General features: G+C 63.0%; 12 protein-coding genes, 1 pseudogene and 1 riboswitch. Of the genes and pseudogenes, 4 read left to right on the top strand and 9 right to left on the bottom strand.

Annotated elements, in window-relative coordinates; genetic code table 11:
* The first annotated feature begins 64 nt into the window (after positions 1 to 64).
* Both BSF79_RS08225 and pbpC read left to right on the top strand, forming a co-directional pair.
* Complete coding sequence (locus BSF79_RS08225) at positions 65 to 5,497, top strand: alpha-2-macroglobulin family protein (protein ID WP_090269375.1); 5,433 nt, start codon at positions 65 to 67, stop codon at positions 5,495 to 5,497.
* Positions 5,494 to 7,530, top strand: coding sequence for a penicillin-binding protein 1C (gene pbpC / locus BSF79_RS08220; RefSeq protein ID WP_090269374.1), 2,037 nt, complete (start codon positions 5,494 to 5,496; stop codon positions 7,528 to 7,530). The genes BSF79_RS08225 and pbpC overlap by 4 nt, the downstream gene beginning before the upstream one ends.
* A gap of 284 nt (positions 7,531 to 7,814) precedes the next feature.
* Here pbpC and BSF79_RS08215 read toward each other — a convergent pair whose 3' ends face one another.
* Together BSF79_RS08215 and BSF79_RS08210 are read right to left on the bottom strand one after the other, a co-directional pair.
* Entirely contained in the window at positions 7,815 to 8,990 is a 1,176-nt protein-coding gene (locus BSF79_RS08215) for an acetyl-CoA C-acyltransferase family protein (protein ID WP_090269373.1), read from the bottom strand.
* Positions 8,991 to 9,421: 431 nt separating this feature from the next.
* Positions 9,422 to 10,156, bottom strand: a complete 735-nt coding sequence (locus BSF79_RS08210; protein WP_090269372.1) for a metallophosphoesterase family protein — start codon at positions 10,154 to 10,156, stop codon at positions 9,422 to 9,424.
* Between the two features lie 187 nt (positions 10,157 to 10,343).
* Here BSF79_RS08210 and BSF79_RS08205 point away from each other — a divergent pair, with 187 nt between their 5' ends.
* Positions 10,344 to 10,715, top strand: a complete 372-nt coding sequence (locus BSF79_RS08205; RefSeq protein WP_090269480.1) for a hypothetical protein — start codon at positions 10,344 to 10,346, stop codon at positions 10,713 to 10,715.
* A 58-nt stretch (positions 10,716 to 10,773) separates the two neighbouring features.
* On the opposite strand, the gene serA is transcribed toward BSF79_RS08205, so the two are convergent.
* Positions 10,774 to 12,369 carry a phosphoglycerate dehydrogenase gene (serA, locus tag BSF79_RS08200; RefSeq protein WP_090269371.1) on the bottom strand — a complete coding sequence of 532 codons (1,596 nt, stop codon included), beginning with the start codon at positions 12,367 to 12,369 and terminating at the stop codon, positions 10,774 to 10,776.
* Between the two features lie 125 nt (positions 12,370 to 12,494).
* Complete coding sequence (locus BSF79_RS08195) at positions 12,495 to 13,646, bottom strand: phosphoserine transaminase (protein WP_090269370.1); 1,152 nt, start codon at positions 13,644 to 13,646, stop codon at positions 12,495 to 12,497.
* A gap of 159 nt (positions 13,647 to 13,805) precedes the next feature.
* On the opposite strand from BSF79_RS08195, the gene serB reads away from it, so the two are divergent.
* Positions 13,806 to 14,684, top strand: coding sequence for a phosphoserine phosphatase SerB (serB, locus tag BSF79_RS08190; RefSeq protein WP_090269369.1), 879 nt, complete (start codon positions 13,806 to 13,808; stop codon positions 14,682 to 14,684).
* Positions 14,685 to 14,796: 112 nt separating this feature from the next.
* Here serB and BSF79_RS08185 read toward each other — a convergent pair.
* From BSF79_RS08185 to dapE, 5 genes and pseudogenes are all read right to left on the bottom strand, one after another.
* Positions 14,797 to 15,237, bottom strand: a pseudogene (locus BSF79_RS08185) (6,7-dimethyl-8-ribityllumazine synthase); the annotation flags it as partial.
* A 73-nt stretch (positions 15,238 to 15,310) separates the two neighbouring features.
* Positions 15,311 to 15,463: riboswitch (FMN riboswitch) on the bottom strand.
* A gap of 54 nt (positions 15,464 to 15,517) precedes the next feature.
* The gene (locus tag BSF79_RS08180; RefSeq protein ID WP_090269367.1) at positions 15,518 to 16,795 is read right to left on the bottom strand and encodes a lytic murein transglycosylase; all 1,278 of its coding nucleotides are present in this window, start codon (positions 16,793 to 16,795) and stop codon (positions 15,518 to 15,520) included.
* Positions 16,796 to 16,904: 109 nt separating this feature from the next.
* Complete coding sequence (gene rnr, locus BSF79_RS08175; RefSeq protein ID WP_090269366.1) at positions 16,905 to 19,160, bottom strand: ribonuclease R; 2,256 nt, start codon at positions 19,158 to 19,160, stop codon at positions 16,905 to 16,907.
* A gap of 31 nt (positions 19,161 to 19,191) precedes the next feature.
* The gene (locus BSF79_RS08170) at positions 19,192 to 19,815 is read right to left on the bottom strand and encodes a TIGR04282 family arsenosugar biosynthesis glycosyltransferase (protein WP_245776349.1); all 624 of its coding nucleotides are present in this window, start codon (positions 19,813 to 19,815) and stop codon (positions 19,192 to 19,194) included.
* The gene (dapE, locus tag BSF79_RS08165; RefSeq protein WP_090269364.1) at positions 19,799 to 20,959 is read right to left on the bottom strand and encodes a succinyl-diaminopimelate desuccinylase; all 1,161 of its coding nucleotides are present in this window, start codon (positions 20,957 to 20,959) and stop codon (positions 19,799 to 19,801) included. Before dapE ends, BSF79_RS08170 begins: the two co-directional genes overlap by 17 nt.
* Between the last annotated feature and the right edge of the window lie 240 nt (positions 20,960 to 21,199).

The following is a 21,199-nucleotide window of genomic DNA, read 5'->3' as shown; positions in this document are numbered from 1 at the left end:
CGCAGACTTGCCAAGCGATCAGGCCGCGTGTCACCATCTTGGCATTTGATATAGGAGCTGTTTGATGCACCGTATTCTTTCAATGATTTTAGCGGGTCTTATTCTGGCCTCACCTGCTGTTGCCGCCGATGAAGTGCCGGACAAACGGTTGATCGTAACCCGCAATGTCGATTTTTACGGCGCCGATCTTCAGGCGCTGTTCGATACGACCTATCAGTCTTGCGTCAACGCCTGTCTGGCCGATTCGCAGTGCAGGGCGTTCACTTTCAACGACCGCTCGAACTCCTGTTTTCCGAAACGCGAGGTCAGTGATCGCAAGCCCTATGATGGCGCGTGGTCTGCGGTGGTAGTGGCGACCTATCCCGGGGTGATGAAAACGTCGCGGGCAAGAGCGGGCGATCTGTCCTTCCTGTCCGCTGATGATCTGTCCAGAGCGCGCGAGCAGGCGGATCAGATTGGGCGGATCCATCCGGCTGGGGACTATTCTATTCAGGCGCTGTTGGACGCCGCGCAGGACCGTCGTAAAAACAGCGACTGGTTAAGCGCGATGCGCTGGACGGGGGGGGCCATTTCGCACACAGATCAAAGCGACCTGTGGGTCGAATATGCCCGTCTGTCGCTGCTTATCGGTGGCAGTGACAGCGATAAGCGCAAATACCGCGAGCGGGCTTTGCGCGCCGCCACCAACGGATATCTGCGGGCGCAGGCCCCGGCGCAGCGGATTGCGGCCTTGCACGTGCTGGCCGAAGCGCTGGAAGCAAACCGGCGCGGGGGCGATATGATTCCGGCGTTACGTCTGGCGCTGAACCTACACCCCGCGCGCAACGACATTGGGGCGGCACTTGAGGCTGCAATTGGCAAATACGGCTTCCGCATCATCGAGCATAGCGTTGAAAGCGACAGCGCGGCGCCGCGACTTTGTGCGGAATTTTCGGAACCTTTGGCTAAAACCGGTGTCGACTACAGCACATATGTCCGTTTGCCTGTCGCAGGAATGGCAGTTCAGGCCAGCGGCAATCAGCTTTGTGTAGACGGGGCCGAGCACGGCGAACGCTATGCCGTGACCTTCCGCGAGGGTCTGCCCGCCGCCAGTGGTGAAACGATGGCCAAGGACGTCACGCTGACGCTCTATGTTCGCGACCGCAGTCCCCGCGTTAGCTTTCCGGGGCGGGCCTATGTTTTGCCAAAATCGCCTGATGCCGCGCTGCCGGTGGAAACTGTGAACCTGAATCAGATTGATCTGGTGCTGCGCCGGGTCAGCGACCGCAATTTGCTGCGCGCGATTCAGGACAGCTATTTCGGGCGGCCGCTCAGCTATTGGGAACAGGAGGATTTTGCCACCAACATCGCCGAGCAGGTCTGGACCGGGCAGGGCGAGGTGCACAACGCCCTGAACCGCGACATGACCACCCGCTTGCCGATGGGCGAGGCAATCTCTGACCTGCCCGCCGGGATCTATGCGCTGACGGCGCGGGTGCCGGGGGCCGACCCCTATGACGATGCGGGGGCGACGCAGTGGTTTGTGCTGTCTGATCTGGGGGTGACGACGCTGAACGGCACCGACGGTCTGCATGTATTCGTGCGCGGGTTGGGTGATGCGGGTGCGCGGCCCGGCGTGACAGCCACACTGCTGTCGCGAGCCAACCGGGTGCTGGGCACGGCTTTGACCGACGATCAGGGGCATGCGCTTTTTACCCCAGGCCTGACGCGTGGCACCGGGGGCGCGGCACCTGCGCTGATCACTGTGGCGCAGGGCAACGATGATATCGCGTTCCTGTCGCTGACCGACCCGGCGTTCGATCTGTCGGACCGAGGTGTGGAGGGGCGCGCGCCCAGTCCGCCGATCGACATGTTCCTGACCACTGATCGCGGGGCATATCGCGCGGGCGAGGTGATCTATGCCACCGCTCTGGCACGCGACGATGTGGCTGCGGCCATTTCCGGCCTACCAGTGACGGCGATTTTGACTCGCCCGGATGGCGTGGAATATTCCCGCCACGTGTCTACTTCCGATGCCGCTGGCGGGCATGTCTTCACCTTGCTGTTGGGCGAAACCGTGCCGCGTGGCACTTGGCGGCTTGACCTCAGGGCCGATGCAGATGCCGCGCCGCTGGCAAGCCAAACCGTGCTGGTCGAGGATTTCCTGCCCGAGAGGATTGATTTTGACCTGTCGCTGCCTGATGCCCCGATGCGCCCCGGCGACACTCCACCGCTAAGCATTGCGGCGCGCTATCTGTTTGGCCCGCCCGCCGGTGGGCTTGCGATCGAAGGCACCGTGGTGCTGCAAGAGGCCAGTGGACTGGAGAGCTTTCCCGGCTTCCGCTTTGGCCGTCAGGACGAGACATTTGGCCGACGCACCAGTTTTCTGAGCGGTGGTAAGACCGATGATGACGGGACTGCCAGCGTACCGTTGGAGCTGCCAGAGGCAGAGGATGCCGATCGCCCGCTTGAGGCGTTGATCACTGTCAACCTGGCCGAAGGCTCGGGCCGCCCGGTGGAACGTCGCCTGACCCGCGCGCTGGCGCCTGCCGCGCCGGTGATCGGTATCAAGCCGATGTTTGATGGGGTTGTGCCGGAAAATACTCAAGCGCGACTTCAGGTGATCGCACTCGGGCCGGACTTGAAACCGCTGCCGATGCGCGTGCGGTGGACCCTGAACCGGGTCGAGCGACGGTATCAGTGGTATCAGCAATATGGCAATTGGGAGTGGGAGCCGATCACCACCCGCAAACGCATCACCAGCGCCGAAGCCACGCTTGGCAGTACGCCGCTTGAAGTTGCCGCCCCGGTCGAGTGGGGCAGTTATGAGCTTGAGGTAGAGCGGCTTGATGGCGGTTATGTTGCTGCCGCGACCTCGTTCTACGCTGGTTGGTATGCGCCCGCCGATGCGTCGGCCACGCCCGACACGCTGGAATTGTCATTAGACCGGCCCGGATATCAGAGCGGTGACACGGCGATGGTGCGTTTGGTGCCGCGGTATGCGGGCACGGCGCTGATCAGTGTCATGTCAAACCGGGTGATCGCGATGAAAGCGGTCGCGGTGACCGAGGGTGAGAACCTGATCCCACTCGCAGTGACGGATGACTGGGGGGCGGGGGCCTATGTTACCGCCTCGGTGATCCGGCCGATGGATGCCGCTTCGGGTCGCAATCCGGCGCGGTCTCTGGGGCTGAGCTATGCTAAGATTGACCCCGGTACCAAACAGCTTGCAGTGTCTTTTGATGCTCCGGCCAAGGCGGACCCGCGCGGCACCCTACGCGCCACGGTACAGGTGGATGGCGTGGCTGACGGCCAGGCCGCCTACGTCACTGTGGCCGCAGTGGACGTGGGTATCCTGAACCTCACCGGCTTTCAAAGCCCGGATCCTTCGGATCACTATTTTGGCCAGCGCCGCTTGGGGGTCGAGATCCGCGATATCTATGGCCGCCTGATCGACGGGATGAACGGTGCAATGGGCGCCATCCGCTCGGGCGGGGATGCGGGCAGTGCCGCGCGGTTGCAATCGCCACCGCCGACCGAAGAACTGGTCGCTTATTTCAGTGGCCCACTTACGGTTGGCCCGGACGGAGGGGCCGAGGTGACGTTTGACCTGCCCGCCTTCAACGGCACAGTGCGGCTGATGGCGGTGGCCTGGTCGGACACGGGCGTCGGGCAAGCCGAAGCCGATGTTCTGGTGCGTGATCCGGTTGTGATCACCGCCAGCCTGCCGCGCTTTCTGGCCCCCGGCGACAGCAGTCGCTTGTTGCTTGAGATCGTGCATGCCACCGGCCCCACTGGGCGGATGGGGTTGGATGTTACCGCGCAGGGCATCAGTCTTGTGGGGGGCAATCTTCCCTCAGACGTGATGCTGACTGAGAAGGGCACGGCGGTGCTGAGCATCCCGGTCACGGCGGGCGAGGTGGGCGACCACAGCCTGCGCGTGGCGCTGACCACGCCAGATGGGCGGCCGTTGGTCAAAGATTTGGTGCTGGCGGTACGTGACAATGATCCGGCTGTGTCAGTCACCCGGCGTTTTGCGCTGGGTGCAGGCGATACCTTTACCCTTGATCGCGATGTTTTTGCTGGACTGCGCCCCGGCACGGGGTCGGCAGTGCTGTCTGCGGGACCGCTGGCCAAACTCAATGCGCCTGCGCTGCTGGCGTCCCTTGATCGCTACCCTTACGGCTGCACCGAACAGGTGGCCAGTCAGGCGCTGCCGCTGCTCTATCTGGGGCAAGTGTCCGAGGCGCTGGGCCTTGGCAACCGCGCCACGATCCAGGCCCGTGTGGGTCAGGCGATTGACCGTATCCTGACGCGGCAGGCCAATAACGGGGCCTTTGGACTGTGGCGGGCCGAAGCCGGTGATTTCTGGCTTGATGCCTATGTCTCTGATTTCCTCAGCAGGGCCCGCGCCGAAGGATACGCCGTACCCGATCTGGCCTTTCGCTTGGCGATGGATAACCTGCGCAATCGCATCAACTATGCCCCCGACTTTGACACTGGCGGCGCGGATGTAGCCTATGCGCTAATGGTGCTGGCGCGCGAAGGCGCGGCGGCGATGGGCGACCTGCGCTATTATTCCGACGTCAAGGGCGATGCTTTTGACACGCCGCTGGCGGCGGCGCAGTTGGGGGCGGCGTTGGCCTCTTATGGTGATCCGACGCGGGCCGAGGCGATGTTTTCCCGCGCCGCCCATCTGATGGTGCCACGCATGGGGGAAGAGGCCGGGCTGTGGCGTGCTGACTATGGTAGCAACCTGCGCGACGCGGCAGGTGTTCTGTCGCTGGCGGTTGAGGCGGGCAGTGCCGTGGTCAACCGTGAGGCCCTGATTGACCGGATCAGCGCCACCGTGCGCGGGCTTTCCACTCAGGAAAGCGCTTGGGCGCTGATGGCGGCGCGGGCTCTGGTCACCGATCCCGGTATTGCTGGGATCGAGGTGAACGGCACCGTTGCTCAAGGGCCGCTTGTGCGGCTGTTTGAGGATCAGATTGGCGCGGCGCCGATCACAATTCGCAATGCGCGTGATAGCGCCACGCAGATCACGCTGACCACCACGGGAGTGCCGGAAACGCCGGTCACGCAGGGCGGGTATGGCTATCGCATCGACCGGACATATTACACCATCGACGGAGCCGAGGCTCTACCGCAATCGGTCAGGGTAGGTGACCGTCTGGTGGCCGTGCTGAAGGTCACGCCTTTCGAAAAAGGTGGCGCGCGGCTGATGATAAACGATCCGCTGCCCGCCGGGTTCGAGATCGACAACCCCAATCTGCTGCGCTCGGGTGATATCCGCGCGCTTGACTGGCTGACGCCGAGTGAGGCCGAGCATAGCGAGTTCCGCTCGGATCGCTTCCTTGCGGCGGTCGATTGGCGCTCGGACAAGCCATTTCAGCTGGCCTATATCGTGCGCGCGATCTCGCCGGGGATATTCCGACATTCGGCGGCCACGGTCGAAGACATGTATCGCCCGCAATACCGCGCCAATACCAACGCGGGTCGGATGATGATCGTGGAATGAGGCGGTTCGCCCCCTTTCTGCTGGTGGCGGCGTTACTGTTGGTCGCCGCCAGCCGCGATGCCGCAGATCGCTGGATTGATCGCACCGCGTTGCCGGTGACACTGTTGGACACGTCGGTGGAAGTGCGCGACCGCGCCGGGACGCTGCTGCGGGCCTATACGGCAGCGAATGGTGTATGGCGCCTGCCGGTGCAGGCGGCGCAGGTTGATCAGACCTATCTTGCGATGTTGCTGGCCTATGAAGATCGGCGGTTCCATGACCATGCAGGGATCGACCCCGTTGCCATTGCGCGCGCAGCGGTGCAGGCCTTGCGACATGGCCGGATCGTGTCCGGCGGTTCGACCCTGACGATGCAGGTGGCGCGCCTGCTGGAGCGCAGCGGCACCGGGGCGTGGGCGGGAAAGCTGCGGCAGATGCGCGTGGCACTGGCGCTGGAGCGGAGGCTGAGCAAGGCGCAGATCCTTGACCTTTACCTGACACTGGCCCCGTTCGGTGGCAATATCGAAGGCATTCGTGCCGCGACACTGACCTATTTCGGCAAGGAACCTGCGCGTCTGACCCCAGCCGAGGCGGCTTTGCTGGTTGCCCTTCCGCAAGCGCCCGAGGCCCGCCGCCCCGACCGCGCCCCGGCCACCGCGCAGCAGGCCCGCGACCGGATTCTGGCGCGTGTTGCCCGCGCGGGTGTGCTGAGCACTGGCGATGCCACCGCCGCTCTGACCGATCCGGTGCCCGATACCAAACGCGCTTTTCCTGCGCTGGCGCCGCACCTGTCTGATCGCGCGCTGGCTGAATCGCCCGACCGCCAACGCCACGACCTGACGCTGAGCGCCGACCTGCAAGCGCAGCTTGAGGCCTTGGCGATCACCGCCCTGCGCGGCAAATCCGAGGCGCTGTCCATTGCGATCCTTGTGGCGGACCACCGGAGTGGTGACATCCTTGCCTCGGTCGGGTCGGGTGGCTTTAGGCCGGGGCTGGGACAGGGCTTTGTCGACATGACCCGCGCCCTGCGCTCGCCGGGATCGACGTTGAAGCCGCTGGTCTATGCCATGGCTTTTGATCAGGGACTGGCCCATCCCGAAACCTTGATTGACGACCGCCCCGTGGCTTTTGGCAACTATGCCCCGCAAAACTTCGATGGGATGTTTCGGGGGGAAATCCGCGTCGCCGACGCGCTACGCCTGTCGCTGAACATCCCCATCGTCCTGCTGACCGAAGAACTTGGCCCGACCCGGTTGGTCGCAGCGCTGCGCCGGTCAGGGGCTCAGCCCGTGGTGCCGGGCGGCAAACCCGGCCTTGCGGTGGCTTTGGGAGGGGTTGGCCTGACACTTGAGGATCTGGTGCAGCTATATGGGGGGCTGGCCAATGGTGGTGTCGCCAAACCGCTACACTGGCGACCGGGACCGGCCACGGTGGGGGCCCAGATCGTCAGCCGTACCGCGGCCTGGCAAGTGGGGAATATCCTGTCTGACATGGCGCCGCCCCCTGGCGCACCGCGCAACCGGCTGGCTTTTAAAACGGGCACGTCTTATGGCCACCGCGATGCTTGGGCGCTGGGGTTTGATGGGGCGCATGTGATTGGTGTGTGGCTTGGGCGGCCGGATGGCACGCCGGTGCCCGGGGCCTTCGGCGGCGATTTGGCGGCCCCCGTCCTGTTCGAGGCGTTTCAGCGGCTTAAGCCAAAGCTTGAACCGCTGCCGCCACCGCCGCCGGAAACGCTGCTGGTCGGCGCTTCGCTGCTGCCGCAGCCGTTACAGAGATTTCGCGGGCGGCAGGCGCTTTTTTTGCCGCAAGCCGATGCGCCGAAGTTGATCTTTCCGCCCGATGGCGCAGAGTTGCCGTTGGAAGGGGGCGCCCTGACGGTCAAGCTGCGCGACGGGGTGCCGCCTTTCACCTGGCTGGCAGATGGCACGCCGGTGCTGACGGGCGCGCATGGGCGTCAGGCCGTGTTGCAGGGAATCGGTGCGGGATTTGTCACGCTGTCTGTGATCGACGCGCAGGGAAGGTCAGACCGCGTGCATCTGAGAGTTGAGTGAGATTGCGGGACGGGGCGAATTGGATTGGTACGGATTTTCCTGCGGAAAACTTAACCAAATTGCTCGCGGTCGGGCAAATCCGTATGCATATCTGCGCGCCCTAGCGTCCATTCAAGCCGTTCATGCGGCACTTGAGGTGTTTTCTGGGGTGGATATCGGAAAGACCGGGGGAGCCAAGCAAACGCAAGCATGTCGCCTGCGGCGGGCGGGGCGGGGGCGCTGCCCCCACGTTCCCAATCTGCGATTTGGAACGTTCCCCCGGAGTATTTTTGTCAAAGTGAAGATCAGATACGCTCGATCGCAAGCGCGATACCCTGACCGCCGCCGATGCACATGGTGATTAGCGCTTTCGAGCCGCCAATCCGCTCCAGTTCATACAGAGCTTTGATGGTGATAAGCGCGCCGGTGGCACCGATCGGGTGGCCAAGTGCAATCGCGCCGCCGTTGGGGTTCACCTTGGTCGCATCCAGGCCCAGCCCGGCATTGACTGCCAGTGCCTGCGCGGCAAACGCTTCGTTCGATTCGATCACGTCGAAATCGGCAATGCTCAGGCCGGTGCGGGCCAGCAAATTCTGCACGGCGGGAACCGGGCCGATTCCCATTACCTCGGGGCGCACGCCGGCGTGGGCATAGCCGATGACGCGGGCTTTGGGTTTCAGCCCAGCTTTTTCGGCCGCGTCGGCGCGGGCCAGAACCAGCGCTGCACCGCCATCATTCAGACCCGAGGCGTTGCCCGCTGTCACGGCGCCATCTTTGCGGAAGGCGGGACGCAGGCCGGAGAGCGCTTCGGCTGTGGTGGCTTTGGGGTGCTCGTCTGTGGCAAAAGCCACCGTGTCGCGTTTTACGCGCACATCGACAGGCACGATCTGTGACGCGAAATATCCGGCTTCGATGGCGGCCGCCGCGCGCCGCTGGCTTTCCAGTGCGAAGGCGTCCATCTGTTCGCGCGTGACGTTATTTTCGTCCGCCACGTTTTCTGCAGTCACCCCCATGTGGCCGGTGCCAAACGGGCAGTTCAGCGCGCCCAGCATCATGTCGACCGTGCGGATGTCGCCCATCTTGCTGCCCCAGCGCTGATCTGGCACGATATAGGGCGAGCGGCTCATGTTTTCGGCGCCGCCGGCCAGGCCGAATTCGGCATCCCCCAGCATCAGTGATTGCACAACAGAAACGATTGCCTGCGCACCCGATCCGCACAGGCGGTTTACGTTCATCGCGGGTGTCGTATCAGGAATGCCCGCGTCAATTGCGGCAACCCGGCTGAGATACATGTCGCGCGGTTCGGTGTTGATCACATGGCCAAAGACCACATGCCCGATCTGGCCGGGTTCGACGCCCGAGCGTTCCATCGCGGCCTTTGCGGCAATCGTCGCAAGCTGCGTGGGGGGAATACCCGCCAAAGAGCCGCCAAACGTGCCGATGGCGGTGCGGGCACCGTCCAAGATTACGATATCAGTCATGGGTGTTCTCTCCGAAGCAGTGATTTCTGGCGAAGGCTACCCTATCGATTGAGCAATATACAGCGTGAACCTGCGCCAGAACTTCGGTTTCTACCCCGTTGGTATAGGTTTTGGACAGGCGGCGCGGGGTTGAATTTTCCTACCCGGAAAGTGCCCGTCGGGTATGTTTCACTGCTCCAGCCGGTCTGACATATGCTCTACGCGTTGATTTCACTCAGCAGTCGGACCACGCCGGTTTTCCGTCTGCTCGCCGCGCGGCACGGCATGCAGACTTTCTGGCAGAAGCTCGGCCTGATCCGTTTGATTTTCTGGCGCATTATCGTTTCTCAGGCTTGTAATGCGCCTCTCCGGGGAGCGAGCATGTGGTGTAACTTTTTTGCCAAAAGTTTGCAAAGGACCGGCCTGAAACAGCGGCCCGCCGCAGGTCTCAGTCAAACGACCGGTCGCAGAGCCTGGCGCCCTCCCGGCTTCAGGGTCCAGACTTGGCCGCTCTCAAACACCGCTGCGGTGATCGGGCGACCGTAGCCTGCACCACTGTCCAGATTGACGCGGTTCCCTTGATGCTCTGCCTGATCAACCGCGGTATGCCCATGCACAACCAGCCACGGGTGCGGCTTGGTGTGCGTCAGGAACGGGCCTCGTATCCACATCATATCTTCGGCTGTCTGCATCTGCAGTGGTACACCCGGCGCGATGCCGGCGTGCACAAACAGAAGATCCTCAACCTCATGGTATGTCGGCAAATTGTTCAGGAATGCCAAATGCCGCGCGGGCACGGCCTCCTGCGCGGCGGCCCAGAGGTGTTCAACGGGCATGTCGATCGCGTTCACGCCATAGGAGGCTAGCGTTTCCAGCCCCCCCAAACGTGGATTCTCCCAGGAAATACCCGACAGAATACGCGGGTGGTCAATCCTTCCGCTGGACAAGAAATCGGCGAACATCCTATCATGATTGCCTGAAAGTACGGTCCAAGGGCGCCCTGCGGACTGGCCCTGTTGCAACAGATCAATCACCTCACGACTGCCGGGGCCGCGGTCCACCAGATCGCCAAGAAACACGATATTGGCATCGGCGCCGCCATCGTCCTGGATCAGCGCAATCGCCGCGTTCAACATGTCGATCTGACCGTGAATGTCACCGATCGCATAAAGTGGAAAGTCGGGCATCTGGAACTCGTTTCAGTGTTGCTCGGGGCGTTATTAGCGCATTGCCGATGGTGCGGAAAGACTTTGACAGTCTGAAGTGTTGGACGGGCGTGATTGGCGCGGGGAAATAGGGTATTGTGCCCGCTGTCCGTCGGCATTTTCCGGTCGGATGTATACAAATCAACTCAATTCAACGGAGTCTGCACAGATGAAGGGTATTTCGATCTATTTCTTTCTGGTCGCGATTGTTTCGGTCTCTCTTGGTATGATCTGGGGCATTCAGATGTCTGCCAGCCATGATCATATCATGGCACCGGCGCATGCACATTTGAACTTGCTGGGCTGGGTGTCTATGGCAATTTTTGCCTTTTACTATCACCTTGTGCCGGACGCGGCGCTGGGGGCTTTGCCCAAACTGCATCTGGCGCTGGCAGTGCTGGGGCTGGTTACGATCGTGCCGGGCATTGCCATGGCGGTGAAAGAAACCGGGGAAACACTGGCCAAGCTGGGCTCGCTTCTTACGCTCGCCTCAATGCTGGTGTTTCTGGTGATCGTTGTGCTGCAGGTACGCCGTGGCTGAGACAGTATGGCCGATCTGAGGCCCCGGTGCCGTTCGAATACGGCACCGGGGCAATTTGTTATGCGATGTCGAAGTGCAGCGGTTTGACCTGCCGGAACAGACCGGTCGCGGTCAGTTCTTGCAGAACATTGGCTTGCAGCGGGCCATCGACATAGAGCAGGGCAATCGCCTCGCCGCCGGTTTTGGCGCGGCCGAGGGTGAAGTTGGCGATGTTCACGCCATTTTTGCCCAAGAGACCGCCCAGCGTCCCGATGATACCGGGGACATCTTCGTTGGTGGTGTAGAGCATGTCTTCACCGACCTCGGCATCGATGTTGATGCCCTTGATCTGGATGAAGCGCGGCTTGCCATCGCTGAACACCGTACCCGCGATCGAACGCTCGCGCTTTTCGGTCACGACCGTCACTTTGACATATCCTTCGAAGGCGCCGGATTTGTCCTGATTGGTGGTCGAGATCTGAATCCCGCGCTCTTTGGCGACAACCGGGGCTGACACCATGTTCACGTCTGGGTTGGATTTTTTCATGATCCCGGCGACCACGGCGCAGTTCAGTGCGGCCAGGTTCATCTCGGCCACAACACCATCATAAAGGATGTTGATCGCCTTGATCGGCTCGTCGGTCAGCTGACCGATGAAGCTGCCCAGATGACCCGACAGTTTGACCCAAGGGCCCATGACCTTGGCTTCCTCGGCGGTCATCGACGGCATGTTCAGCGCATTTTCTACTGCGCCATCAAGCAGATAGTTCGACATCTGCTCGGCCACCTGCAGGGCTACGTTTTCTTGCGCCTCGGATGTGGCGGCGCCGAGGTGGGGGGTGCAGACGACGTTGGGCAGGCCGAAGAGGACGTTTTCGGTGGCGGGTTCTTCGGCGAAAACGTCGAAGGCGGCGCCGGCAACGTGGCCGGATTTCAGTAGTTCCGCCAGCGCGGCCTCATCCACCAGACCGCCACGGGCGCAGTTGATGATCCGCACGCCTTTTTTGGTTTTGGCCAGATTTTCAGCCGACAGAATGTTGCGGGTGGTGTCGGTCAGCGGCACGTGCAGGGTGATGAAATCGGCGCGCTTCAGCAGCTCGTCGAGCTCGACTTTTTCGACGCCCATCTTGGCGGCTTTTTCTTCGGACAGGAAAGGATCGAAGGCGACCACTTTCATTTTCAGGCCACGGGCACGGTCACAAACGATGCCGCCAATGTTACCTGCACCGATCACGCCCAGCGTTTTCGCGGTCAGCTCGACGCCCATGAATTTCGATTTTTCCCATTTGCCAGCGTGGGTTGAGGCGGATGCCTCGGGGATCTGGCGGGCGACGGCGAACATCATGGCGATGGCATGTTCGGCGGTGGTGATCATGTTGCCGAAGGGCGTGTTCATGACGATCACGCCTTTTTTGCTGGCGGCGTCCTTGTCCACGTTATCGGTGCCGATCCCGGCGCGGCCGACCACTTTAAGGTTGGTGGCCGCTTCGAGGATCTTGTCGGTCACCTTGGTGGCCGAACGGATCGCCAGGCCGTCATACTCGCCGATCACGGCCAGCAGGGCATCTTTGTCTTTGCCCAGCTCGGGGCGGAAATCGACGTCAATACCGCGATCCTTGAAGATCTGTACGGCGGCGTCAGAGAGTTTGTCAGAGATGAGTACGCGAGGGGCCATTTCTGGGTCCTTTTTGCTCTACACTTTCGATGCACAGGGCATACACATCACATGCATACGCGATTTTCGCACGAAAGTTTCCAATTTTGGGGGAGGCTGCGCACGAATGCGCAGCCAGAATATCGTTAGGCCGCAGCCTGCGCTGCGATCTCGGCCTCGAACGCCCATTCGAGCCAGGGCAGCATCGCCGCCACATCCGAGGTTTCAACCGTGCCACCACACCAGATCCGAAGACCGGCGGGCGCGTCGCGATAGGCGCCGATATCCAGCGCGATGTTTTCCGCTTCCAAACGCTTGGCCACTGCCTTGGCGAATGCGGCGCCGTCCTTGATGCGGTCATCGGTGAATTTCAGGCACACGCTGGTGTTCGAGCGCGTGGCGTCATCTTCGGCCAGATTGTCGATCCAGTCGCGTGCGGCGCAGAAATCCCAGACCGCCCCGGCATTGGCATCCGCACGGGCGATCAGCCCGGACAGGCCGCCAACGTCGCGCGCCCAATCGAGGGCCAGCAGGTAATCTTCGACTGCCAGCATCGAGGGGGTGTTGATGGTTTCACCGACGAAGATACCTTCGATCAGCTTGCCGCCCTTGGTCATGCGGAAAATTTTCGGCAGCGGCCAAGCGGGGGTGTAGCTTTCGAGGCGTTCCACCGCGCGGGGGCTGAGCACGATCATGCCGTGGGCTGCTTCGCCGCCCAGCACTTTTTGCCAGCTGAAGGTGGTCACATCCAGCTTGTCCCAAGGCAGGTCCATCGCGAAGGCAGCGCTGGTGGCGTCGCAGATGGTCAGGCCGTCACGGTCGGCGGGAATGAAATCACCGTTCGGGACGCGCACGCCCGAGGTGGTGCCGTTCCAGGTGAAGACAACGTCGTTGTTGAAGTCGATGCTGCTGAGATCAACGATCTTGCCATAGTCGGCGGTCTTGACCTCGGCTTCGATTTTCAGCTGCTTGACCACGTCGGTGACCCAGCCCGCGCCGAAGCTTTCCCATGCGACCATTTCAGCTTTGCGTTGGCCCAGAAGTGACCAGAGCGCCATTTCGACGGCGCCGGTATCTGACGCGGGCACGATGCCGATGCGGTAATCGGCGGGGATGCCGAGAATCTCACGGGTGCCTTCGATCGCGGCTTTCAGCTTGGCTTTGCCAACAGCGGCACGGTGCGAGCGGCCCAAGGGCGCGCCAGACAGTTTGGCCAGATCAAATGTGGGGATTTTGGCACAGGGGCCAGAGGAGAACCGCGGATTTGCCGGCCGCAGTGCCGGTTGTGTCGTCGTCATTTGTGCTACCCTTCCAGATAAGCGCCCCCCGTTGGGGAGGGGTGTCCCACCGACGCAGATAGTGTGGTTCCGATGCTTTCACAATGGTAAAAATGCAGCTATAGCGCCGCTTGAATGCGCTTTTGCGACGCAGACCAACTGTGAACGGAGCTTTGCCCCATGTATGTCGCCACGATCCTGTCCAATCCCGAAGAGCCTCATCTGGAACGTGCGCTGCTTGATTCGCTGCGCGATGCCTGGGGTGGGGGGGATGTTGTGTGGTTGGCGCAGGCCGAAGCCGCGGAATTCGAGCTGTCGGTTCTGCCGGACAATCGCTGGGACGTTTGGGAAGAGATGCAGCGTTTGGGGTTGGATCTGATCGTGCAGCCTGCTGCGGGGCGCAAGAAGAAGATGTTGCTGGCCGATATGGACAGCACGATGATCCGGCAGGAGTGTATTGACGAGCTGGCCGATGAGGCGGGCGTTGGGGCGCGCGTGGCGGATATCACCGCGCGGGCGATGAACGGTGAGCTGGATTTCGAGGGCGCATTGCTGGAGCGGGTCGGGCTGCTGAAGGGGCTGGACGAAGCCGTGATCGGCAAGGTGTTGGCCGAGCGGATCAGTTTCATGCCGGGCGGCAAGGCTTTGGTTGCGACGATGCGGGCGGTTGGGGGCTATGCCGCGTTGGTGTCGGGTGGCTTCACGGCGTTCACCGGGCATGTGGCGCGCGAGCTGGGGTTTGACGAGAACCACGCCAATATTCTGCTGATCGAGGATGGCAAGCTGAGCGGTGATGTGGCGCGGCCGATTCTGGGGCGGCAGGCCAAGGTGGATGCGTTGGAACGGATCACCCGGCATCTGGGCATCGAGGAGGCCGATGTTCTGGCGGTGGGCGACGGGGCGAATGACCTTGGGATGCTGGGCCGGGCGGGCACCGGCGTGGCGCTGCATGCCAAGCCCAGCGTGGCGGCGCAATGCGAGGTGCGGATCAATCACGGCGATCTGACGGCGCTGCTGTATTTGCAGGGCTATGCGCGTGAGGAATTTGTTGGCGCCTGAGGTCGTTTGCTGAAGCGGGACGGGCAGGCCCCGACCGCGCTGAGGCGGACGGGGCGGGATTTGAGTATTTTCATCAGAAAGAAGCCTGAGGTGTGGGGCAGTCTTTCGGGTATCAGGCGGCCAGAGCGGCGCGGGTTTTACCGATTGTGAGCGCGGCGCGGGCGGCCTCGCGGCCTTTTTCGACGAAATGCGCGCGGTAGATTTCGTTGTGGTGGTCGGTTTCCTGATAGTGGTGTGGGGTCAGCGAGACCGAGAGCACCGGGATGCCGGTATCGAGGCCTGCGCGCATGAGACCGTCGACCACGGCCTGCGCCACGAAATCATGTCGGTAGATCCCGCCATCCACGACGAAGGCGGCGCAGGCGACGGCGGCGTAGCGGCCGGTCTGGGCCAGATCGCGGGCGAGCAGGGGCATTTCAAACGCGCCGGGGACGTCGAAGACATCAATCTGGGCGGCGGGAATCAGTTCGGCGAAGCCGTCGAGCGCACGGTCGACGATGTCGGCGTGCCAGTTTGCCTTGATAAAGGCGTAGCGGGTGGGTGTCATGTAGCGTTTCCTTTCCTCATCGACACGTCACCCAGAGCGTCGAAACGACAAGGAAGGGCACGGGACCCCGCGCTTTGCCTGCCGTTCTCTTTCATCCGGACTATGACCGTCGGCTCTGGAGTTGCACCAGATCTGCTGACCCTCGGGGCGGAAGGCCGCCGAGGCGCTCGCGGGCTTGGGGCCGAGGCCCCTTACCGCCGGTGGGGAGTTTCACCCCGCCCTGAGAACGGAGCGACTTTGCCAAGCCGGGGCGGGTTTGGCAAGCGGGGAAGTGGTGCTGTGACGCTCAGTTCCTGCGCAATTTTGTCAGGATGGAGAGCGAGGGATAGCCGTCGGGTTCGGTGCCGATGGCGCGTTGGTAGCCGCGCACCGCTTCGATCGTCAGCGGGCCGATTTTGCCATCGACGCCTTTGGTGTCGAAGCCCTTGCGGGTCAGGTGGCTTTGCATTTCCTTACGCTCAGCGAAGGTCAGGGCGCGATCGCCGCGCGGCCATTCTGACTGAATCGGTTTGCCGCCCTTGAGCCGGTCGCTGAGGTGGCCAACGCCGATCACATAGGCGTCGGCGGTATTGTAACGCTCGATCACCGAGAAGTTCTTGAAGATCAGGAACGCGGCGCCCTGCGCGCCCGCAGGCAGCAGAACCGAGGCGCTGCCGTAGTCGCGCACCGGCTGACCGTTCAGGCCTTTGACGCCCAAGCGGGCCCAGTCGGAGGGCATTTTCTTGATCTTGCGGCTTGCCAGCGCATAGTTGAAACCACGCGGCAGTTTCACCTCGACGCCCCAGGGCTGGCCTTTGACCCAGCCGAAGCGTGCCAGATAGGCGGCGGTCGAGGCCAGCGCATCGGTGGGGTTGTCGGACCAGATGTCACGCTTGCCATCACCGGTGAAATCGACCGCATAGGCGAGGTAGGAGGTGGGAATGAACTGCGTGTGACCCATCGCGCCGGCCCAGCTGCCGGTCATCTGGCGCGGGCTGGTGTCACCGGCCTGAAGGATCTTCAGCGCGGCGATCAGCTGTGCCTCGAAGAACGCGCCACGGCGACCATCATAGGCCAGCGTCGCCAGCGCCTCGACCACATCGGTGGAGCCGCGATGGCTGCCATAGGCGCTTTCCAGACCCCAGACGGCGGTCACGACCTCTTTGTCGACGCCGTATTTGGCTTCGATGGCGTTGAGGGTGCGACCGTGCTGGCGCAGGGCCTGTTTCCCATTTTTGACGCGGCTGTCCGAGGCGGCGCTGTCGAGGTAATCCCAGATGGTTTTGGTGAATTCCGACTGGTTGCGGTCGCGCTGAATCACGTCGGTGTCATAGCGCACGCCCTTGAAGGCGCGGTTAAAGGTGCTGGTGCTGATCCCGGCGGCGCTGGCACGGCGACGGAAGCCTTCGATCCAGCGCTGAAACCCGAGGTTCGAGCTGGAGATCTGGGCGACCTGATCGGCCACATCCTGCGCCACGTTGGGGCGCTTTTGCGGTCGCAGGGATTCGCGCAGGGGTTCGGCCACAAGGGCCCCCGACAACAGGCAAGCGCCTGCAAACGCAGATAAGAGTACTTTGAAAAACATTGCCCGGCCCCGTTCTATTGCTGAACTTGGCAACAATGGTATCGCGATTGCGCGGATTTCGGAAGCGGGCAAATGCCCGCCGCCCAAAAGCCTGCGAAAGCTTGCCGAGTTAGCGCCGTGTGCGTTCGACCTTGCGTTTGGTCTTGGCGGTTTTGCGCCGCGAGGTGGACAGCTTGCGCTTCATCGGCTTGCCGCGCCCACGCGATGGGCCACGGGGCATATCCTTGCCCTCGATGCTGATCAGCTCCAGCGCGAGGCCGCCGGTGACGGGGGCGGCTTCGACCAGTTTGACGCGGACCCGCTGACCGATGGAGATGGTCAGCCCGGTGTCAGAGCCCATCAGGGTGCCTGCTTCCCGGTCGAAGTGGAAATACTCGCGCCCCAGCGTGCGGATCGGGATCAGCCCGTCGGCGCCGGTTTCATCCAGTTTGACGAAGGCGCCGAACTTGGCGATGCCGCTGATCTTGCCGGTGAATTCCTGCCCCACCCGTTCGGACAGGAACGCCGCCAGATAGCGGTCGGTGGTGTCACGTTCGGCCATCATCGAGCGACGTTCGGTTTCGCTGATGTGGGTTGCGGTTTCGTCAAGGCGTTCGGCATCGGCGCGGGTCAGGCCGTCTTCGCCCCAGCCATGCGCGGTGATCAGGGCGCGGTGCACGATCAGGTCGGAATAGCGCCGGATCGGCGAGGTGAAATGCGCGTAGGCCAGAAGCGCCAGGCCGAAGTGGCCGAAGTTGGCGGGGCTGTAATAGGCCTGCGTCATCGCGCGCAGGGTGGACATGTTGATCAGCTCGTCGAAGTCGGTGTTTTCGGCGGCGGCCAGAAGTGCGTTCAGGTGGCTGGTTTTCAGCACCTGCCCCTTGGCCAGCACCAGCCCGGCCGCCTGTGCGGTGTCGCGCAGCGATTCGAGCTTTTCGGGCGAGGGTTCTTCGTGGACGCGGAACAGCAGCGGCGATTTCTTTGCCACGAGGGTTTCGGCGGCGGCGACATTGGCGAGGATCATGAATTCCTCGATCAGCTTATGCGCATCCAGCCGGTCGGTGAAGTTGACGCTGGTGACGAGCCCTTCGTCGCTGAGGATCACCTTGCGTTCGGGCAGGTCCAGATCCAGCGGTTGCCGCCGGTGGCGGGCTTTCACCAGCGCCTCGTAGGCGGCGTAAAGCGGGGTGATGACCTCGTCCATCAGGGGGGCGCATTTTTCGTTTGGCGCGCCATCGCGGGCTTGCTGGACCTCTTGATAGTTCAGCGAGGCGACCGAGCGCATCAAGCCGCGCTGAAACCGGTGGGCGATCTTTTCGCCGACGGCGTTGATTTGCATGCGCAGCGCGATACAGGCACGCGGCACGCCTTCGTGCAGCGAGCACAGGTCGCCGGACAGCCGGTCGGGCAGCATCGGCACGACCCGGTCGGGGAAATAGCTGGAGTTGCCGCGCTTGCGCGCCTCGCGGTCGATTGCGCCGCCCGAGGGGACGTAATGCGCCACGTCGGCGATCGCGACCCAGAGCACAAAGCCGCCTTCGTTCTTGGGGTCGTCATCCTCGTGCGCCCAGCAGGCGTCATCGTGGTCGCGGGCATCGAAGGGGTCGATGGTGATCAGGGGCATTTCGCGCATGTCCACCCGAGCGTCGAGGCCTGCGGGTTTCATGCTGTCGGCTTCGGCGATCACGTCGTCGGGGAAGTCATCGGGGATGCCATGCTGATGAATGGCGATCAGGCTGACGGCTTTGGGCGCGCTTGGATCGCCCAGCCGGGTGATGATGCGGGCACGGGGCAGGCCCATGCGACCCATCGGCCCGGCTTGTTCCGCCTCGACCAACTCGCCATCCTTGGCGCCGCCGGTGGAGCCTTCGGGCACCTGCCATTCCTTGCCGTCGCCCTTGTCGATGGGCAGAATCCGCCCGCCTTCGGCGCCTTTGCGGAACACGCCCAGCACCCGGTGCGGGTTGGCACCGATGCGGCGGATCAGCCGCGCTTCGTAATGGTGGGCTTCGCCGCGAACCTCGGTCAGGCGGGCGAGAATGCGGTCGCCTTCGCCCAAGGCCGGATCGCTGGCGCGCGGGATCATCAGGACGACAGGTTCAACGCCTTCGCCCATCCATTCCAGCGGTCGCGCCATCAGGTCGCCATCGGGGCTGGGGCCGGTGATCTGCAACACGCTGACAGGCGGCAGCCGGTCCGGGTCGCGATAGGTCTTCTTGCGCTTTTCCAGATGGCCGTCGGCCTCGAGCTCTTTCAGGATGCGCTTGAGATCAATACGCGCAGCGCCTTTGATGCCAAAGGCCTTGGCAATATCGCGTTTCGCAGTGAGGGTCGGGTTGTCGGAAATCCATTGAAGGATTTCGTCCTTGGTGGGCATCTGGCTCATGTTCGTGGCGTATCATGGCTTGAAAGGCGCGTCACTTGGGAAAACGCATGGCGGCCCCGGTGGTGCGCAAATCTTCGACAGTGTCGACGTCGTGCAAGGTATCCACCAGTGCGATCCGGTGATGTTTCAGGCTGGCCATGCTGTCGGCCAGCGCGTGGGCCGAGGACCAGCGCACGCCCTGAAACAACGTGGCGGGCGGCGGCGCTGTGCGGTGCAACCCGACCAGCCAGAACCCACCATCGGGGGCGGGGCCGAAGACGGCATCATGCCCGCCAAGCGTATTGAAGGCACGGGCAACATGGGCGCGGGTGACGCCGGGAATATCGCCGCCGATGATGCAGATCGGGCCGGGTGGCATGTGCCGCATGATCCGCCCCATCCGCGCGCCCAGATCACCGCGGCCCTGCGGGATGCGCGGCAGATGCGCGGGCCAAGTGCTGCTGCCAAGCGCCGGGTCCGGGGCGACGGCCAGCACCAGTTGCCAGCGCGGATCGTCGAGCCGCCGCAACAGGCGCGCGACCTGATGGCGGAACCACCACGCGGCGGGCACCATGCCGATGCCGCGGCCCAGCCGGGTTTTCACCCGGCCTGCGCGCGGCTGTTTGAGCATCACCACCAAACGGCGGCGGTGGGCCAAATCAGGCGAAATAGTCATGCAGGATGCGGGCGTAGATCGCCTTGAGCTGATGGATCTGTGCCACCTCGACCCGTTCATCGACCTGGTGCATGGTTTTGCCGACCAGCCCGAATTCGACCACCGGGCAGTGGTGCTGAACGAACCGTGCGTCCGATGTGCCGCCGGACGTGGACAGCACCGGGGTGACGCCGGTTTCGGCCTCGACCGATTTGGCGACCAGATCCGACAGCGCGCCGGGCGGGGTGAGAAAGCTTTCGCCCGAGACCTTGATCTTCATCGTGATTTCGACGCCGAAGTCTGCGGCGACGCGGTCAGCCTCGGCCTTGAGCCAGTCGGTCAGGGTGGTGCTGGAATGGGCGTCGTTGAAGCGGATGTTCACCGTTGCCGTGCTGCGCGCGGGGATCACGTTCGTCGCCGGGTTGCCGGTGTCGATCGTCACCACCGCCAGCGTCGAGGGATCGAAGTGATCGGTGCCGCTGTCGAGTTCGTGGCTGGAGAGGCGGTCCATCAGCCGGGCAATCGCGGGCAGCGGGTTTTTGGCGCGGTGCGGATAGGCGGAATGGCCCTGAACCCCGGTCACCGTGACCCAAGCGGTCATCGAGCCGCGCCGCCCGATCTTCATCATCTCGCCCATGTGGTTGGGGCAGGTGGGTTCGCCCACCAGGCAGGCCGACATTGCCTCGTCTTCGGTCTGCATCCAATCCAGCAGCGCCACGGTGCCGTCCACGGCATCGCCTTCTTCATCGCCGGTGATGGCCAGAATGACCGCGCCATCGGGGGGCGTGTTGCGGACGAAATCCACGGCGGCGGCGGCAAAGGCGGCAACGCCGGATTTCATGTCGGTCGCCCCGCGCCCCCAAAGCATTCCGTCTTTTTCCACGGCCCCAAAGGGCGGCACGGTCCAGGCGGCCTGATCACCGACGGGAACCACATCGGTATGGCCATTGAAGCCGAAGCTGCGGGCGTGGCCCTTGGTGCCCCAGCGCGCAAAGAGGTTCGCCACCTCGCCACGGTCCACGCGGGTGCAGGTGAACCCGGCCCCCTCCAGCAGCTGTTGCAGCAGCACCAGAGCGCCGCCTTCGGTTGGCGTGACCGAGGCGCAGCGGATCAGCTGTGCGGTCAGCTTGGCGGGGTCAACGGGGGGATGGGTTGGGTTCGGCATTTGGCGCTCCTTCGTCTTGCGGATGGCCTAGCGCGGATTCCAGCAAATCGCAAATGTGGCAAGAGTGCAGCGCTTTTGGGACGCAATTGTCGCGATCGGCGAACAAATGCTTAACACGAGAGGATTTTTCGGCATATAGTTACCTAAAATAGACCCGAGGCAGGGCACATAACAGACGGGCCGCAAATGGCCCGGACCGAGCAGTTGAGCAAAAGTTGGGTATCAGGCAGGGGAAACCTG

Source organism: Thalassovita taeanensis (assembly GCF_900110775.1).
Lineage (GTDB): Bacteria > Pseudomonadota > Alphaproteobacteria > Rhodobacterales > Rhodobacteraceae > Litorimicrobium > Litorimicrobium taeanense.
Note: the sequence above shows the minus strand (reverse complement) of the source record. Positions and strands in the feature narration are given on the sequence as shown.

Bases quoted from the DNA above. Each gene is read 5' to 3' on its own strand.
- serB (WP_090269369.1), top strand. From the start codon at position 13,806: ATGTATGTCGCCACGATCCTGTCCAATCCCGAAGAGCCTCATCTGGAA.
- rnr (WP_090269366.1), bottom strand. From the start codon at position 19,160: ATGAGCCAGATGCCCACCAAGGACGAAATCCTTCAATGGATTTCCGAC.
- BSF79_RS08180 (WP_090269367.1), bottom strand. From the start codon at position 16,795: ATGTTTTTCAAAGTACTCTTATCTGCGTTTGCAGGCGCTTGCCTGTTG.
- BSF79_RS08195 (WP_090269370.1), bottom strand. From the start codon at position 13,646: ATGACGACGACACAACCGGCACTGCGGCCGGCAAATCCGCGGTTCTCC.
- BSF79_RS08205 (WP_090269480.1), top strand. From the start codon at position 10,344: ATGAAGGGTATTTCGATCTATTTCTTTCTGGTCGCGATTGTTTCGGTC.
- BSF79_RS08225 (WP_090269375.1), top strand. From the start codon at position 65: ATGCACCGTATTCTTTCAATGATTTTAGCGGGTCTTATTCTGGCCTCA.
- dapE (WP_090269364.1), bottom strand. From the start codon at position 20,959: ATGCCGAACCCAACCCATCCCCCCGTTGACCCCGCCAAGCTGACCGCA.
- BSF79_RS08210 (WP_090269372.1), bottom strand. From the start codon at position 10,156: ATGCCCGACTTTCCACTTTATGCGATCGGTGACATTCACGGTCAGATC.
- pbpC (WP_090269374.1), top strand. From the start codon at position 5,494: ATGAGGCGGTTCGCCCCCTTTCTGCTGGTGGCGGCGTTACTGTTGGTC.
- BSF79_RS08170 (WP_245776349.1), bottom strand. From the start codon at position 19,815: ATGACTATTTCGCCTGATTTGGCCCACCGCCGCCGTTTGGTGGTGATG.
- serA (WP_090269371.1), bottom strand. From the start codon at position 12,369: ATGGCCCCTCGCGTACTCATCTCTGACAAACTCTCTGACGCCGCCGTA.
- BSF79_RS08215 (WP_090269373.1), bottom strand. From the start codon at position 8,990: ATGACTGATATCGTAATCTTGGACGGTGCCCGCACCGCCATCGGCACG.